Origin of the sequence: Stutzerimonas nosocomialis, assembly GCF_005876855.1 — a bacterium.
In the GTDB taxonomy this organism is placed as follows: domain Bacteria; phylum Pseudomonadota; class Gammaproteobacteria; order Pseudomonadales; family Pseudomonadaceae; genus Stutzerimonas; species Stutzerimonas nosocomialis.
The window spans coordinates 167,115-183,532 of sequence record NZ_QLAE01000001.1 but is presented as its reverse complement, the minus strand read 5'-3'; the positions used below and the strand labels follow the sequence as shown (position 1 = coordinate 183,532).

General features: G+C 67.3%; 15 protein-coding genes. 5 read left to right on the top strand and 10 right to left on the bottom strand.

The genetic code is table 11. The features are described 5' to 3' along the window. Positions 1 to 35 precede the first annotated feature (35 nt). Positions 36 to 419: a PaaI family thioesterase gene (locus tag DN824_RS00750; RefSeq protein WP_138406479.1), complete on the top strand. Its 384-nt coding sequence runs from the start codon at positions 36 to 38 to the stop codon at positions 417 to 419. 110 nt (positions 420 to 529) lie between these two features. Further along, complete coding sequence (gene gshA, locus DN824_RS00745) at positions 530 to 2,116, top strand: glutamate--cysteine ligase (protein ID WP_138406478.1); 1,587 nt, start codon at positions 530 to 532, stop codon at positions 2,114 to 2,116. Between the two features lie 17 nt (positions 2,117 to 2,133). Here gshA and argA read toward each other — a convergent pair whose 3' ends face one another. The 4 genes from argA to DN824_RS00725 all read right to left on the bottom strand — a co-directional run bounded on the left by argA (position 2,134) and on the right by DN824_RS00725 (position 6,750). Beyond that, entirely contained in the window at positions 2,134 to 3,432 is a 1,299-nt protein-coding gene (gene argA, locus DN824_RS00740; RefSeq protein WP_138406477.1) for an amino-acid N-acetyltransferase, read from the bottom strand. Between the two features lie 47 nt (positions 3,433 to 3,479). Beyond that, positions 3,480 to 4,631 (bottom strand): acetylornithine deacetylase, encoded by a 1,152-nt coding sequence (argE, locus tag DN824_RS00735; protein ID WP_138406476.1) that lies wholly within the window; start codon positions 4,629 to 4,631, stop codon positions 3,480 to 3,482. 146 nt (positions 4,632 to 4,777) lie between these two features. Continuing rightward, positions 4,778 to 6,037 (bottom strand): inorganic phosphate transporter, encoded by a 1,260-nt coding sequence (locus DN824_RS00730; protein ID WP_138406475.1) that lies wholly within the window; start codon positions 6,035 to 6,037, stop codon positions 4,778 to 4,780. A 35-nt stretch (positions 6,038 to 6,072) separates the two neighbouring features. Continuing rightward, positions 6,073 to 6,750, bottom strand: coding sequence for a TIGR00153 family protein (locus DN824_RS00725; RefSeq protein WP_138406474.1), 678 nt, complete (start codon positions 6,748 to 6,750; stop codon positions 6,073 to 6,075). Positions 6,751 to 6,859: 109 nt separating this feature from the next. On the opposite strand from DN824_RS00725, the gene DN824_RS00720 reads away from it, so the two are divergent. Both DN824_RS00720 and tfpB read left to right on the top strand, forming a co-directional pair. Then, positions 6,860 to 8,224, top strand: a complete 1,365-nt coding sequence (locus DN824_RS00720; protein ID WP_138406473.1) for a CYTH domain-containing protein — start codon at positions 6,860 to 6,862, stop codon at positions 8,222 to 8,224. Positions 8,225 to 8,290: 66 nt separating this feature from the next. After that, on the top strand, positions 8,291 to 10,075 hold the full coding sequence (gene tfpB, locus DN824_RS00715; protein ID WP_138406472.1) for a type IV pilus assembly ATPase TfpB: 1,785 nt from the start codon (positions 8,291 to 8,293) through the stop codon (positions 10,073 to 10,075). A gap of 3 nt (positions 10,076 to 10,078) precedes the next feature. Here tfpB and DN824_RS00710 read toward each other — a convergent pair whose 3' ends face one another. The 5 genes from DN824_RS00710 to DN824_RS00690 form a co-directional block, all read right to left on the bottom strand. Further along, complete coding sequence (locus DN824_RS00710; protein WP_138406471.1) at positions 10,079 to 10,696, bottom strand: TPM domain-containing protein; 618 nt, start codon at positions 10,694 to 10,696, stop codon at positions 10,079 to 10,081. 16 nt (positions 10,697 to 10,712) lie between these two features. Continuing rightward, on the bottom strand, positions 10,713 to 11,474 hold the full coding sequence (locus DN824_RS00705; RefSeq protein WP_138406470.1) for a TPM domain-containing protein: 762 nt from the start codon (positions 11,472 to 11,474) through the stop codon (positions 10,713 to 10,715). Next, positions 11,474 to 12,079, bottom strand: a complete 606-nt coding sequence (locus DN824_RS00700; RefSeq protein WP_138406469.1) for a LemA family protein — start codon at positions 12,077 to 12,079, stop codon at positions 11,474 to 11,476. Before DN824_RS00700 ends, DN824_RS00705 begins: the two co-directional genes overlap by 1 nt. 120 nt (positions 12,080 to 12,199) lie before the next feature. Next, entirely contained in the window at positions 12,200 to 13,423 is a 1,224-nt protein-coding gene (locus tag DN824_RS00695; protein ID WP_138406468.1) for a CaiB/BaiF CoA transferase family protein, read from the bottom strand. Positions 13,424 to 13,551: 128 nt separating this feature from the next. Further along, a complete protein-coding gene (locus DN824_RS00690) occupies positions 13,552 to 14,733 on the bottom strand; it encodes an acyl-CoA dehydrogenase (protein WP_138406467.1) in 1,182 nt (393 codons plus the stop codon). Between the two features lie 153 nt (positions 14,734 to 14,886). Between DN824_RS00690 and DN824_RS00685 the strand changes: the two genes are divergently transcribed. Continuing rightward, complete coding sequence (locus tag DN824_RS00685; protein ID WP_138406466.1) at positions 14,887 to 15,813, top strand: LysR family transcriptional regulator; 927 nt, start codon at positions 14,887 to 14,889, stop codon at positions 15,811 to 15,813. Positions 15,814 to 15,952: 139 nt separating this feature from the next. Here DN824_RS00685 and DN824_RS00680 read toward each other — a convergent pair whose 3' ends face one another. Continuing rightward, positions 15,953 to 16,351, bottom strand: a complete 399-nt coding sequence (locus tag DN824_RS00680; protein WP_138406465.1) for an SCP2 sterol-binding domain-containing protein — start codon at positions 16,349 to 16,351, stop codon at positions 15,953 to 15,955. Between the last annotated feature and the right edge of the window lie 67 nt (positions 16,352 to 16,418).

Sequence of the window (16,418 nt, the reverse complement as noted above, 5' to 3'; positions counted from 1 at the left end):
CGCGCCGTCATCACTCCCCAGTGGGCGGAACCTCCATGGAAATCACCGAAGACCTGCAGATAAGCGCCTTCAGCCAGCTGCTTGGCTGCCAACCGCTCCGCGTCGAGAACGGCGAGGCGCGGGTACGCCTGGAAATGGGCGAGCATCTGCGCAACCGACACAGCAAGCTGCACGGCGGCGCGCTGTTCAGCCTGATGGACATGAGCATGGGGCTGGCCTGCTCCAGCGCCCATGGCTTCGATCGACAGAGCGTCACGCTCGAATGCAAGATCAACTACCTGCGCTCCATCGACAGCGGCGAGGTGCTCTGCACCGCCCGCGTGCTGCATGCCGGACGGCGTACACTGGTGGTCGAAGCCGAGGTGACGCAGGGCGACAAGCTGATCGCCAAGGGACAAGGGACCTTTGCGCAACTCTAGGCACCCAAGCTGAGGACGGGTAAAACTCGTCACCGCCCTTGCAGACCGATCCGACCTCCCCCATATCGAGGCGGATATCAGACATGACCACCTTTTCGGGGACACCCATCTTGAGCGAGCTTCTTTCCCGCCGCCTGGCACTGCTGGCCGAGTCCTCCCACCTGCCACTGCTCACTCAATGCCTGCACGGGATCGAACGCGAATGCCTGCGCGTCGACACACAGGGCCTGCTGGCGCTCACCCCCCATCCCCGGCCCCTGGGTTCGGCGCTGACCCACCCGCAGATCACCACCGACTATTCCGAGGCGCTGCTGGAGTTCATCACCTCCACCGAGACCGACCCGGAAAAGACCCTGGCCGAGCTCGAGGCGATCCACCGATTCACCTACAACAAGCTCGCCGGTGAATACCTCTGGAGCGCCTCGATGCCCTGCCCGCTCCCCGAGGAGGCGCAGATCCCCATCGCCGAGTACGGCAGCTCCAACATCGGCCGGCTCAAGCACGTCTACCGCCGCGGCCTGGCCCTGCGCTACGGCAAGACCATGCAGTGCATCGCCGGCATCCATTACAACTTCTCGCTGCCCGAGGCGCTCTGGTCGGCACTGCGCCAGGCCGAAGGCGACACCCGGGAGCCGCAGCACTACCAGTCGCAGCGCTACATCGCGCTGATCCGCAACTTCCGCCGCTTCAGCTGGCTGCTGATGTACCTGTTCGGCGCCTCGCCGGCGCTGGACGCGGGCTTCCTGCGCGGCCGTGCGCACCAGCTCGAGCAGCTCGATGCTGACACCCTCTACCTGCCCTATGCGACCAGCCTGCGGATGAGCGACCTGGGCTACCAGAACAACGCCCAGGCAGGCCTCACCCCCTGCTACGACAACCTGGAGAGCTATACCGAGAGCCTGCACAAGGCCGTCTCGACGCCCTACCCGCCCTATGTCGCGCAAGGCACCAAGGATGCCCAGGGCAACTGGCAGCAGCTCAACACCAGCGTGCTGCAGATCGAGAACGAGTACTACTCCAACATCCGCCCCAAGCGGGTCACCGGCGTCGGCGAGCGGCCGATCCAGGCCCTGCGCGCGCGCGGCATCCAGTACGTCGAAGTGCGCTGCCTAGACATCAACCCCTTCCTGCCGCTGGGGATCGACATCACCGAGGCCCGCTTCCTCGACGCCTTCCTGCTCTACTGCGCGTTGGAGGACAGCCCCTTCCTGGTGGACGGGGAATGCGCCGCGGCGACCGACAACTTCCTCAGGGTGGTCAAGGAAGGCCGGCGTCCGGGGCTCGAACTGATGCGCGGCGGTGAGGCGGTAGGGCTCAAGGCCTGGGCGCAGGAACTGCTCGACGGCATCGGCCAGGTCGCCGAGCTGCTCGACCGCAGCCGCGGCGACGACCTGCACCGGCAGGCCGTGACCGTGCAGCAGACCAAGGTGGTCGACCCCAGCCTCACGCCCTCGGCGCAGGTGCTGGAACAGTTGCGCCAGCACGGCGAGAGCTTCCGCGCCTTCGCCCTGCGCCAGAGCGTGGCCCATACCGACTATTTCCGCCGGATGCCCATGCTGGGCGAGGAGCTCGCAGGCTTCGAGGCGACCGCGCAGCAGTCGCTGGAGCAGCAGGCCCGCATGGAGCAGGCCGAGACCCAGGATTTCGACAGCTTCGTCGAGGACTACCAGCGCAGCCTGACCACCCTGCCCGCCTGAGACAGGCGGGCCGCCCGTCACAGCGGCTTTTCGAAGATCTTCGAGTTACGCTGGAAGTTGTACAGCGAGGCACGAGCCGCGGGCAGGCTCTCCACCCCGCTGGGCTCGAAACCGCGTTCGCGGAACCAGTGCGCGGTGCGGGTGGTGAGGACGAACAGCTTCTTCAGACCCATCTGCCGGGCGCGGCTCTCGATGCGCTCGAGCAGCTCGTCGCCCCGCCCGCCGTGGCGGTACTCGGGGTTGACCGCCAGGCACGCCAGCTCCCCCGAGTCGGACCCCGCAATGGGATAGAGCGCCGCACAGGCGATGATCAGGCCGTCGCGCTCGACGATGCTGAACTGCTCGATCTCGCGCTCCAGCACCTCGCGGGAGCGACGCACCAGGATGCCCTGTTCCTCCAGCGGGGTGATCAGATCGATGAGCCCGCCGACGTCCTCGATGGTCGCCTCGCGCAGCTGCTCGAACTGCTCCTGCGACACCATGGTCCCGCCGCCGTCGCGGGTGAACAGCTCGGTCAGCAGCGAGCCGTCGTCGACATAGCTCACCACATGGCTGCGCGGTACCCCGCCGCGGCAGGCCTGCGCCGCCGCGTCGAGCAGTTCGCCCTGGTAGTTGCTGCCCAGTTTCTGGACATAGGCCGGGATCTGCTGCGGGCGCAGCTCGCGCACCAGCGTGCCGCTCTCGTCCAGCAGGCCGCGTTCCGCGCCGTAGAGCACCAGCTTGTCGGCCTTCAGGTCCACCGCCGCGCGGGTGGCCACGTCTTCGCAGGCGAGGTTGAAGATTTCACCGGTCGGCGAGTACCCCAGCGGCGACAGCAGCACGATGGTGCGCTCGTCGAGCAAGCGGCCGATGCCCTTGCGGTCGATCCGGCGGACCTCGCCGGTGTGGTGGTAGTCGATGCCGTCGACCACGCCGATCGGGCGGGCGGTGACGAAATTGCCACTGGCCACCCGCAGCCGCGCGCCCTGCATCGGCGAGGCGGCCATGTCCATCGACAGGCGCGCCTCGATGGCGATGCGCAGCTGTCCGACCGCATCGATCACGCATTCGAGGGTCGGCGCATCGGTGATCCGCAGGTCGCGATGAAAGCGCGGCGCCAGCCCGCGCGCGGCCAGCCGCGCCTCGATCTGCGGACGCGAGCCGAACACCAGCACCAGGCGCACCCCGAGGCTGTGCAGGAGCACCAGGTCATGGACGATGTTGGCGAAATTGGGATGCTCCACCCCGTCGCCCGGCAGCATGACGACGAAGGTGCGGTCGCGGTGCGAGTTGATGTAGGGCGAAGCGTGGCGGAGCCAGGTGACGTAGTCGTGCATGGATACCCTTGGATGTCAGGTCGGGCGAAGCGGCGGCCGGGCTCCGGTCAGCGGGCCGGCGCCAGGCAGTAATGGCCGATCAGCTCGCGCAGCAGACGCACGGTCGGCTCGATGCGCGACAGCTGCAGGTACTCGTCGGGCTGGTGGGCGCAGGCGATGTCACCGGGGCCCATGACCAGCGTTTCGCAGCCGAGCTGCTGAAGATAAGACGCTTCGGTACCGAACGCCACCGCCTCGGCCGCATGTCCGGTCAGACGCTCGGCCACCGTCACCAGTTCGCCACCGGCCGGTTGCTCGAATGCCGGGGCGTGGGGAAACAGCGGCGCCAGGTCGATCTTCACCTGGTGTCGCTCGGCCACCGGCACCAGCCGCTGGCGGATCAGCGCACGCAGCTGCTCGGGCTCCATGCCCGGCAGCGGCCGCAGGTCGAACTCCAGCGAACAGTGCCCGCAGATGCGATTGGGATTGTCGCCGCCATGGATGCAACCGAGGTTCAGCGTCGGCTGGGGCACGTCGAACATCGGGTTGCGGTACTCGAGCGCCCACTGGCCGCGCAGCGTCATCAGCTCGCCCATCACCGCGTGCATCGCGTCCAGCGCGCTGTGGCCGTAGGCCGGGTTGGAGGAATGGCCGCTCTGCCCGAGGATGTCGATGCGCTCCATCATCACGCCCTTGTGCAGACGCACCGGGCGCAGGCCGGTCGGCTCGCCGATCACCGCGGCGCGCCCCAGCGGCCGGCCCGCCTCGGCCAATGCCCGCGCGCCGGCCATCGAGCTTTCCTCGTCGCAGGTGGCGAGGATCAGCAGCGGCTGCCTGAACGGCTGATCCAGCAACGGCCGCACCGCCTCGATGATGAGCGCGAAAAAGCCCTTCATGTCGCAGGCGCCGAGGCCGTACCAGCGATCGTCGGCCTCGCGCAGCCGGAGCGGGTCGCCCGCCCAGAGTTCGGCGTCGAAGGGCACCGTGTCGCTGTGCCCGGCCAGCACCAGCCCGCCCGGGCCGCTGCCACGGCTGGCCAGCAGGTTGAATTTGCCGGGCGCGACCTCCTGCCGCTCGCAGGCGAAGCCCAGCTCATCGAGCCAGGTGGCGAGCAGATCGATGACCGGCTGGTTGGTCTGGTCCCAGTGCGGCTGGGTGCAGCTCACCGAAGGCGCGGCGATGAGCGCGGCGAACTGGTCTTTGAGCGAGGGTACGGACACCGGACAACCTCCGTGGAAAAGATGAGGTCTTCAGTGAAGCATGAAACGCGCCGCCGCAGACCGCGATCCGTCCGCGATGGGCAAGAGGATGGCAACAACGGATGTCCGGGTTGCCGCGCGTGGCGCGCGCGGCAACCGCCGGAGGATCAGGTGAAGATCGCGCGCAGGATCAGGAAGTAGAGGATCGACAGCCCGGCGCCGACCGGCAGGGTGATGATCCAGGACATGAAGATCGAGCCGATCACGCCCAGGTTCAGCGCACCGATACCGCGCGCGATGCCCACCCCGAGCACCGCGCCGACCAGGGTGTGGGTGGTGGAGACCGGCAGGCCGATGGCCGAGGCGCCGACCACCGTGCTCGCGGTGGCCAGTTCGGCGGCGAAGCCACGGCTCGGGGTGAGCTCGGTGATCTCGCGGCCGATGGTGGCGATCACCTTGTAGCCGTAGGTGGCCAGGCCGATGACGATGCCGGTCGCGCCGAGCAGCAGGACCCAGCCCGGGACCGCCGAACGCGCGCCGATCTCGCCACCGCCCTGGATCACGCCGACGATGGCGGCCAGCGGGCCGACGGCGTTGGCCACGTCGTTGGAGCCATGGGCGAAGGCCATGGAACAGGCGGTGAAAATCATCAGGACGGCGAAGACCTTTTCCACACTGGAGAAGTGGAAGGCCTTGTCCGCCTCGACGTCCACCTTGATGCGGCTGAGCAGGGCCACGCCGATCAGCATCACCAGCACGCCGATGCCCACCGAGAGCAGCAGGCTCTGCTGAGTGGAGAGGTCCAGCCCGATGTGCTTGAGGCCCTTGGAGAGGGTCATGATCGAGACCATAAAGCCGGTCAGGAACATGTACAACGGCACGAACCGCTTGGCGTTCTGGAACGGATTGTCGGTGTCGATGATCAGCTTCTGCACGCTGATGAACAGGCCGAAGGCCACGGCGCCGGACAGCACCGGGGAGACGACCCAACTGGCGACGATCGGCCCGACGCTGTTCCAGTGCACCGCATCGACCGAGATACCGACAGCGGCGAAGCCGATCACCGCGCCGACGATCGAATGGGTGGTGGAAACCGGCCAGCCGCGGGTGGAGGCGACCAGCAGCCAGGTGCCGGCGGCCAGCAACGCCGACATCATGCCCAGCACCATCAGTTCGGGGGGAATCACCGAGGCGTCGACGATGCCGCTCTTGACCGTCTCGGTGACTTCGCCACCGGCCAGATAGGCACCGCAGAACTCGAAGATCATCGCAACGATGATCGCCTGCTTGATGGTCAGTGCCCGCGACCCCACCGACGTACCCATCGCATTGGCCACGTCGTTGGCGCCCACACCCCAGGCCATGAACAAACCGAAGATGCAGGCGAGCATCAGGAGTACGAAACCGTAATCCGCAATAAGAGACATAAAGCTACCTGTAGACCCAGAAAGGAAGCTGGCGACTAGCGCGCCAGCAATTGTTCCAGTCGGTTGCCGACGCGCTCGGCGCGATCGGCGACGTCCCCGACCCATTCGATGATCTTGTAGAGAAACATCACATCGACTGGCGGAAGGTCCTTTTCCAGTTTGAACAGGGCTCGGCGGACCGTGACCTGCATGCGATCGGTGTCGCGCTCGATTTCCTCGAGCTCTTCCACCATCTGTTCGACGAGAATGACCTCGCGGCCGCTGAAACCGGTTTCCAGCAGCGAATCGAGCTCTTTCATGGCCTTGAGCGCCTGGGCGCTGGCCTCGACCGAACGCTGGACGAAAGCCAGCATCTCGGGCTGCAGCCCCTGCGGCACGGTCATGCAGCGGCCCAGCATCAGGCCGGCGATGTCCTTGGCGCGGTTGGCAATTTTGTCCTGTACACTGAGCAGATCCAGCAGATCGGAGCGCGGGACCGGCAGGAACAGGCTTTTGGGCAGATGCTGGCGTACGCTCTTCTTGAGCTTGTCGGCTTCGTTTTCAAGCCGCGCCATCTCTTTCTGAATCTGTTCGACGCGCTCCCAGTCCTCGTCCATCGCAGCCTGGAAGAACGGCACCAGATTCGCTGCACACTCGTGCGCCTTTGTCATGTGCTGTTGCATCGGCCCGATGGGCGAGCGTCCGAACAGGCTGACGAAGGGATTGATCGGCATAGGGAAACCCCGGTTTCAAAGAGGCGGCAAGTATACGGATGAGCTTGAACGCCCGCCACCACGCGTCATCAAGCTGTCACTTTCAAACTATAGGCACCCCCTGGGCACCATGCAGAAAGAAACCGAAATCAAGCTGCGCGTCAGCCGCGAAACCCTCCAGGCGCTGCGCGAGCATCCGCTGCTGAAGAAGCGCAACAAGAGCGGCTGGCAGCGCCACGAACTGTTCAACCAGTATTTCGACACGCCGCAACGCGATCTTGCTCAGGCCAGGGTCGCCCTGCGTCTGCGGCGCGACGGCGACACCCACATCCAGACCCTCAAGAGCCGTGGCCAGAGCGTGGCCGGCCTGTCCGAACGCAACGAATGGGACTGGTACCTGGACAAGCCCAAGCTCGATCCGAAGAAGCTCACCGATGACTGCTGGCCGGCGAGCCTGGCGACGCTGGACAAGAAGACCCTCAAGCCGATCTTCACCACCGACTTCGTCCGCGAGAAGGCCGAGATCGCCTGGGGGCGCGGCAAGTCCCGGGTCGTCGTGGAAGCGGCGCTGGACCTCGGCAAGGTGACGGCCGGCAAGCAGTCCGAGGAAATCTGCGAACTGGAGCTGGAGCTGCGCCAGGGCGAGCCCGAGGCCCTGCTGGAACTGGCGGCCGAGCTCGCCGCCGATCTTGCGCTGATGCCCTGCGACATCAGCAAGGCCGAGCGCGGCTACCGTCTGCACGACCCGCAGAGCTACGCCATCGCCCTGCCGGCGGCGCAACTGGACCCCGCGATGCCGCTGGACGACGCGGTCGCGGCGCTGGGCTGGCACCTGCTCGGCAACAGCCAGCGGCTCGCCGAACAGTACCGCTTCAATGGCCACTGGAGCCTGCTGGGCGACTGGCTGCAGCAGCTGGTCGACCTGCGCGCCCTGCTCGGCAGCCTCGGCCAGGCGGCGCCGCGGGCCAGCAGCCGGGAATTGCGTGAAGCCCTCGACGCGCTGATCGGCGACTGGCGCCCGCAGCTGGACGCCGGGCAGGACGACAGCACCGTACGCCAGGCGGCGCCGCAGCGCTTCGCCGACGAACTGGGCCAGATCCGCTGGGGGCTGTTCTCCCTCAACGCCTCGCGCTGGCTGTTGCAACGCGGCTGGACGCAAGGCCGCAACGAGCGTGGCAACCGCCAGGGCGCCGCGCAACTGGGCAAGTGGTTGCCGCGCCAGCTCGGCGAAGAAGCCGAGGCCCTGCAACTGCCGCGCTACAAGCAGCAACCCGAGGACCTCGACGAGCAGCTGCCGCGCATGGAGCGGCTGCTGGTCTGGCTGCGCCTGGCGCGGCCGGTGCTGGAGCTGCCCGAGGTCGACCGCCTGTATGGCGAGCTGGCCAAGCTGCATGCCCTGGCCGTCCTGCCGCGCAGCGAAGAGACCCTCGGTGCCCGCGCCGAGCAGGCCCATACTGTGTGGACGCTCAAGGCGTGGAAGGCGCTCACCCGTTAAGCTGATGGCCGGCGGCGCCGAACGCCAGGATGCACGGCAGCCGCCCTCGCCATCCAAGGAGTTTCGATGTCCGCCCTAGCCTCCCCCGCCGCCGACCGCTGGCTCGACCTCAACGACGTGCTGCGCGAACTGGTCAGCCAGGGCCACCTCGACCAGGACACCGCCGAGCAGTGCCTGGCCATCCGCCGCAGCAGCCTGAACACCCAGCAGCACCCGCTGGAGTTTCTCGCGGCGCAGCAGATCGGCGACCAGAAGCGCCCGGGCAAGCAGCTCGACCTGGAAACCCTGACCCAGTGGCTGGCCGACAAGGCCGGACAACCCTACCTGCGCATCGACCCGCTGAAGATCGACGTGGCCGCGGTCACGCCGCTGATGTCCTACGCCTTTGCCCAGCGGCACAAGATTCTCGCCGTGGCGGCGACAAACGAGGCGGTCACCATCGCCAGCGCCCAGCCCTACGTGCAGGCCTGGGAAGCCAACCTGGTCCATGTGCTCAAGCGGCCGATCAAGCGCGTGGTGGCCAACCCGGCGGACATCCAGCGCTTCACCGTGGAGTTCTATCGCCTGGCCAAGTCGGTCAGCGGCGCCACCGCCCATGACCAGAAGATCAGCGGCGTGGGCAACTTCGAGCAGCTGCTCAACCTCGGCGCCAGCGACCAGGAGCCGGACGCCAACGACTCGCATATCGTCAACATCGTCGACTGGCTGTTCCAGTACGCCTTCCAGCAGCGCGCCAGCGATATCCACATCGAGCCGCGCCGCGAGCAGGGTTCGGTACGCTTTCGCATCGACGGCGTGCTGCACAACGTCTACCAGTTCCCGCCCCAGGTCACCATGGCGGTGGTCAGCCGCCTCAAGTCGCTCGGGCGGATGAACGTCGCCGAGAAGCGCAAGCCGCAGGACGGCCGGGTCAAGACCAAGACCCCGGACGGCGGCGAGGTGGAGCTGCGCCTGTCGACGCTGCCCACCGCGTTCGGCGAGAAGATGGTGATGCGGATCTTCGACCCGGAGGTGCTGCTCAAGAGCTTCGACCAGTTGGGCTTCTCGGCCGACGACCTGCGCCGCTGGAAGAGCATGACCGGCCAGCCCAACGGCATCATCCTGGTAACCGGCCCGACCGGCTCGGGCAAGACCACCACGCTCTACACCACCCTCAAGCAGCTGGCCACGCCCGAGGTGAACGTCTGCACCATCGAGGACCCGATCGAGATGATCGAAGGGGCCTTCAACCAGATGCAGGTGCAGCACAACATCGACCTGACCTTCGCCAGCGGCGTGCGCGCCCTGATGCGCCAGGACCCGGACATCATCATGGTCGGCGAGATCCGCGACCTGGAGACCGCCGAGATGGCGATCCAGGCCGCGCTCACCGGCCACCTGGTGCTCTCGACGCTGCACACCAACGACGCCCCGAGCGCCATCACCCGCCTGCTGGAACTGGGCGTGCCGCACTACCTGCTCAAGGCCACCCTGCTGGGCGTGATGGCGCAGCGCCTGGTGCGCACCCTCTGCCCGCACTGCAAGGCGCCGGTCGAGATCGACGAGGACGACTGGCAGGCTCTGACCAAGCCTTGGAACGCGCCGCTGCCGACCACCGCGCAGCAGGCGGTCGGCTGCCTGGAATGCCGCGACACGGGCTATCGCGGGCGCGCCGGGGTGTACGAGATCATGCTGCTCAACGATGCGATCAAGCCGCTGATCAGCGCCGATACCGACATCGTCGCGTTGCGTCGACACGCCTTCAAGGACGGCATGCGCAGCCTGCGGCTGTCAGGCGCGCAGAAGATCGCCGCCGGGCTGACCACCGTCGAGGAAGTCCTGCGAGTCGCCCCGCAGAGCGAGCAGAAGTAACCCTCAGGGCAGCACCACCAGGCGGTTGGGCAGCTCGTTGCGGGTGTGGGTGGCCGGCACGTGCTCCTTGAGCAAGGCGCCGCAGGCCTCGATGCAGATGAGGAAGCCTTCCAGCGTCTGGCCCTGCCGGACGCGGTCAGTGAAGGCCTCGACGATGGACGCCCAAGCCTGGTTGTCGATACGGCTGGAAATGCCGCGATCGACGAGGATCTCCACGTAGCGTTCGGCTTCGCAGACGAAGATCAGCACACCGGTGTCGGCCTCGGTGTGGTGCAGGTTGAGTTCGATGAACTGCCGCCGCGCCAGGTTGCAGGCACGCCAGTGGCGCACCGGGCGCGGTATCAGCCGGGTGGTCAGGCCCGGCAGGCGAAACAGCAGCGCCAGCACGATGAAGCTCGCCCACTGCACCAGCAGCAGGTGCGGCGCCGTGACCCAGCCGGTGAAGAACAGCAGCGCACCGGGCACCACCAGCGCCAGCAGGCTGGCCCAGAGCAGCGGGATGTAACGATAGTCGTCGGCCTGGGCGGCCAGCACGGTGACCACCTCGGCGTCGGTGTCGAGCTCGATGCGGTCGATGGCCTCGGCCACCTGCCGCTGCTCGCTTTCTGTCAGTAGAGTCATGGCCTGTTCCTTGTCCTTACCATCCGCCCGAGGCGCCGCCGCCACCGAAGCCACCGCCTCCGCCGCCGAAACCGCCCCCACCGAAGCCACCGCCACCGCCCATTCCGGCGCCGCGACTCATGCCGCCGAGCAAGGCCCCGAGCAGCAGTGCCCGGCCACCACCGCCCCGGCCGCCACGCCCACCACGCCCGCCGCCGATGAGAAACGCCACCACCAGCAGCAGGAAGAAGAACAGCCCCGCCACCGGCGCTTCGGGCTCCTGGCGCACCGGCAGGTGCCCGGCGCGCTGCAGCGGGTTGCCGCCCAGCACCTGGATCATCGCCTCGGTGCCCTCGACGATGCCGCCGGCGAAGTCGGCCTGGCGAAAGGCCGGCGCCATGAGGGTGTTGATGATGATCGAGGCCTGGGCGTCGGTCAGCCGGTCTTCGAGGCCGTAGCCGACCTCGATGCGCATGCGTCGGTCATCGCGGGCGACGATAAGCAGCGCGCCGTTGTCTTCGCCGGCCTGGCCGATCCCCCACTTCCGCCCCAGCGCGACACCGAAGTCCTCGATGCTGCGCCCGCCCAGATCCGGCACGGTAACCACCACCACCTGTTCGGAGGTGGCCTGCTCGTGAGCGGCCAGCATCTGAGTCAGGCGCGCCTCGGTCTGGGCGTCGAGCAACTCGGCCTGGTCGACGACCCGACCGGTCAGCGCCGGCAGGCCGGTCTCCTGGGCCAGCGCGCTCGCCGCCCAGGCGACCAGCAGAACGATGCCGAGGGTGAGGGTTCGACGCATCAGAACTGCACTTGCGGCGCTTGCTCGGCGTTCTCGGCCGTCGCCTCGAAGTTCTCACGCAGCGGCATGTCGCTGTACATCAACGTGTGCCAGAGACGCCCCGGGAATGTGCGGATCTCGGTGTTGTAACGCTCCACCGCGGTGATGAAATCGCGCCGCGCCACGGCGATGCGGTTTTCGGTGCCCTCGAGCTGCGACTGCAGCGCCAGGAAGTTCTGGTTGGACTTGAGCTCCGGATAACGCTCGGAGACCGCCATCAGTCGGCTCAACGCGCCGGTCAGCTGGTTCTGCGCCTCCTGGAAGCGCTGCAGCTGCTGCGGATCGTCCAGCGTGGCGGCGTCGACCTGGATGGAGGTCGCCCGCGACCGCGCCTCGATCACCGCCGTGAGGGTTTCCTGCTCCTGCTGGGCGAAGCCCTTGACGGTTTCCACCAGGTTGGGGATCAGGTCGGCGCGGCGCTGGTACTGGTTTTCCACCTGCGACCAGGCTGACTTGACCTGCTCGTCGTAGCGCGGAATGTTGTTGATTCCGCAACCGCCGAGCATCAGGGCCAGGAGGATGAGGGCGACCAGCTGGCCGCCGAGTCGGTAGCGTTGCGTAGGCATGTGCAGTGTCCATCGAGATGACGATATGCACATGAGAATGGTCAACGGCCTCCAGAGTTCAGCCGTCGTAGCGACCACGCGGAAGTCGGAATCCGCAGCGAGCCGCCTCCTCCCGGCCCGCTACACCACCCCTTCGTCGCGCAACGCGCCGATCGTGGCCATGTCCAGGCCAAGCACCCGCTGCAGCACGCGCTCGGTGTGCTCGCCCAGCAGCGGCGGCGCCTGGCGGTACTGCACCGGCGTCTCGGACAGGCGGATCGGGCTGGCGACCTGCGGCACGCTCCCGGCCACGGGGTGGGGCATCTCGACCTTCAGGCCGCGCGCCAGCACCTGCGGGTCGGCGAACACCTGGGCCAGGTCGTTGATCGGCCCGCAGGGCACGCCGGCCGGCTCCAGTACCGAGACCCACTCGGCGGTGGTACGGAACACCGTGACCTGGCGGATCATCGGCACCAGCTCGGCACGATTCGCCACCCGCGCCTGGTTGGTGGCGAAACGCGGGTCGTCGGCCCATCCGGGCTTGCCGGCGACCTCGCAGAACTTGCGGAACTGGCCATCGTTGCCGATGGTGAGGATCAGGTCGCCGTCGGCGGTGGGAAAGTCCTGGTAGGGCACGATGTTCGGATGGGCGTTGCCCAGGCGCCTGGGCGCCACCCCGGTGGTCAGGTAGTTCATCGCCTGGTTGGCCAGGCAGGCGACCTGCACGTCGAGCAGGGCCATGTCGATGTGCTGGCCGATACCGCTCTGCTCGCGGTGGTTGAGGGCCGCCAGCACCGCCACGGTGGCGTACAGGCCGGTGAGGATGTCGGTCAGCGCCACGCCGACCTTCACCGGCCCGGCCCCCTCCTCGCCCTCGCCGCGCCCGGTCAGGCTCATCAGCCCGCCGAGCGCCTGGATCATGAAGTCGTAGCCGGCGCGCTGGGCGTAGGGCCCATGCTGGCCGAAACCGGTGATCGAGCAGTACACCAGCTTCGGATTGACCGCCTTCAGCGAGGCGTAGTCGAGGCCGTAGGCGGCCAGGCCACCGACCTTGAAGTTCTCCAGCACCACGTCGCTCTGGGCGGCGAGTTCGCGGACCAGGCGCTGGCCCTCGGGCCGGGTGAAGTCGATCGTGATCGACTGCTTGTTGCGGTTGGCCGAGAGGAAGTAGGCCGATTCGCGGGTCTCCTGCCCGTCGGCGCCCCGCAGGAACGGCGGCCCCCAATGACGGGTGTCGTCGCCGCTACCGGGCCGCTCGACCTTGATCACCTCGGCGCCGAGGTCGGCGAGGATCTGCCCGCACCAGGGCCCGGCGAGCACGCGGGAGAGGTCGAGGACGCGGATGTGGGAAAGGGCGCCGGGCATGATGAAGCCTCAGGATGTGAGTGCCGCCTACGGGGCGGCGACGAAAACGTAGGGTGGATGACGGTTCACCCATCCACCTTGCGTGGCCAACGGTGGATGAAAGCGTCATCCACCCTACGGACCGCCGCTTAGAAAAACGCCTGAATCCCCGTCTGCGCACGGCCGAGGATCAGCGCGTGCACGTCGTGGGTGCCCTCGTAGGTGTTCACCACCTCCAGGTTGACCAGGTGGCGGGCGACGCCGAATTCGTCGCTGATGCCGTTGCCGCCCATCATGTCGCGGGCCATGCGCGCGACGTCGAGCGCCTTGCCGCAGCTGTTGCGCTTCATGATCGAGGTGATTTCCACCGCCGCGCTGCCTTCGTCCTTCATCCGTCCCAGGCGCAGGCAACCCTGCAGGGCCAGAGTGATCTCGGTCTGCATGTCGGCGAGCTTCTTCTGGATCAGCTGGTTGGCCGCCAGCGGACGGCCGAACTGCTGGCGGTCGAGCACGTACTGGCGGGCGGTGTGCCAGCAGAACTCGGCCGCGCCCAGCGCGCCCCAGCTGATGCCGTAGCGGGCGGAGTTCAGGCAGGTGAACGGCCCCTTCAGGCCGCGCACGTCGGGGAAGGCGTTCTCCTCGGGGCAGAACACGTTGTCCATCACGATCTCGCCGGTGATCGAGGCGCGCAGGCCGACCTTGCCGTGGATCGCCGGGGCGGACAGGCCTTCCCAGCCCTTTTCCAGCACGAAGCCGCGAATCGCGCCCTCGTCGTCCTTGGCCCAGACCACGAAGACGTCGGCGATCGGGCTGTTGGTGATCCACATCTTGGCGCCGGACAGGCGATAGCCACCGTCGACCTTTTTCGCCCGGGTGACCATCGAGCCCGGGTCGGAGCCGTGGTCGGGCTCGGTCAGGCCGAAACAGCCGATGTACTCGCCGCTGGCCAGCTTGGGCAGGTACTTCTGCTTGGTCGCTTCGTTGCCGAACTCATGGATCGGCACCATCACCAGCGAGGACTGCACGCTCATCATCGAGCGGTAGCCGGAGTCGATGCGCTCGACCTCGCGGGCGATCAGGCCGTAGCACACGTAGTTCATCCCGCTGCCGCCGTACTCCACCGGAATGGTCGCGCCGAGCAGGCCGGTCTCGCCCATCTCGCGAAAGATCGCCGGGTCGGTCTTCTCGTGGCGGAAGGCTTCGAGCACCCGCGGCGCCAGCTTGTCGGCGCAGAACTGCGCGGCGCTGCGCTGCACCATGCGCTCTTCGTCGGTGAGCTGTTCGTCGAGCAGAAGCGGGTCGATCCAGTTGAAACGTGCGTTGCCGGCCATGGGGTCCCTCGAGTTCTTGTAGGTGGGCGTTACGTCGAGGCTAGGTCCATCGGCGCGGCGGAGCAAACGAGGATTTCGCAGCCTATTGTGCAATTTACTCACTCCGAGCAAGATCGGTCGCTTCTGCCGACCCTGAATCTGTGAGGCCTGCGCATGCGTCGCAAGATCCCCAGCACCGCCGCGCTGATCGCCTTCGAGGCCTCCGCTCGCCACCAGAGCTTCACCCGCGCCGCCGAGGAGCTGGCGCTGACCCAGGGCGCGGTGTGCCGCCAGATCGCCTCGCTGGAGGCCTTCCTCGGCACCGAGCTGTTTCGCCGCTCGCGGCGCGGCGTGAAGCTCACCGAGGCCGGCGAGTCTTACAGCCGCCGGGTCGCGGCACAGCTCGACGCGGTCGAGCGCGATACCCTGTCGGTGATGGCCCAGCAGGGCGCGACGGGCATCGAGTTGGCGGTCGTGCCCACGTTCGGCACCCAGTGGCTGCTGCCGCGCCTCAGGCACTTCCAGGCGCTGCACCCGCAGATCACCGTCAACCTGACCAACCGCACCCGGCCATTCCTGTTCGCCGACACCGACTTCGACGCCGCCGTGTATTTCGGCGACGGCGAGTGGTCGGGTACCGTCGCCCACCCGCTGATGCCGGAGCATTCACTGCCGGTGTGCAGCCCGGCCCTGCTCGCCGGGGCCGGCCAGCTGAGCCACCGGGCCATTGCCGAGATGCCACTTTTGCAGCAGACGACGCGTCCCTATGCCTGGCGGCACTGGTTCGATTCGCTGGGAATGAAGGTCGCCCGGGACATGACGGGCCCGCGCCTGGAGCTGTTTTCGATGCTGGCCCAGGCCGCCGAGCACGGCATGGGCGTGGCGCTGATCCCGCCATTCCTGATTCAGCGGGAACTCACCGAGGGTCGGCTGGTGATCGCGCACCCCCACGCCTGCCGTAGCGAGACCCAGGCGTACTACCTGATGATTCCGGAACGCAAGGTCGAATCGGCGGCGCTCAACGCCTTCCGCGACTGGCTCCTGCAAGAGGCACGCGCCTGGCGCGAGCGCGACGGGGCGGCCGCCGGTGATCCGGCCTGACGCGCCTGCTGCATGCGAGGCACCGGCCCGGCGCGCAGATGGGGTGGTTTCGAATGAATCGCGGTGCCCCCGACCGCGAAGGGCACGACTCCGATTCGGAGCTGTCCACCCGCGAGTCGCCGCTATAGGGCAATGGACGCTAGACCGACGACGCCGGCTGCGTTGGTTTCTTCTTCCTGGGTTTCAGGTACTTGGTCAGGCCCTGGAACCAGACCACCAGCGCCGGGTTGCCCTGGATCTGGATGTCCTTGTTCTGGATGCCCTGCATGAACGCCAGCTGCTTGTTCTTGGCGGTCAGGGTGGCGTAGCCGTAGGCACTGTCCTTGAAGCCGATGGCGAAAGCCGGCTCGGCGACGCTGCCGCCATGGCTGGAGATGCGCTGATCCTTGACCACGAAATAGCGCGAGACCTTGCCGTCGAGGCTATGCAGCTGAAAGGTCAGGTCCTTGCCGGCGAGTTGTTGCTGGAATTCGGGATTGGTGCGGCTGGCCTTGGCCATGAGGCGGCCCAGCATCCACAGGAGGAGGCGGAATTTCATGCGCGGTCTCGGTTGATGGGGAACGGCGCGCAGTGTATCGGGTTGCGCCAGGAACTACATCAGGCCG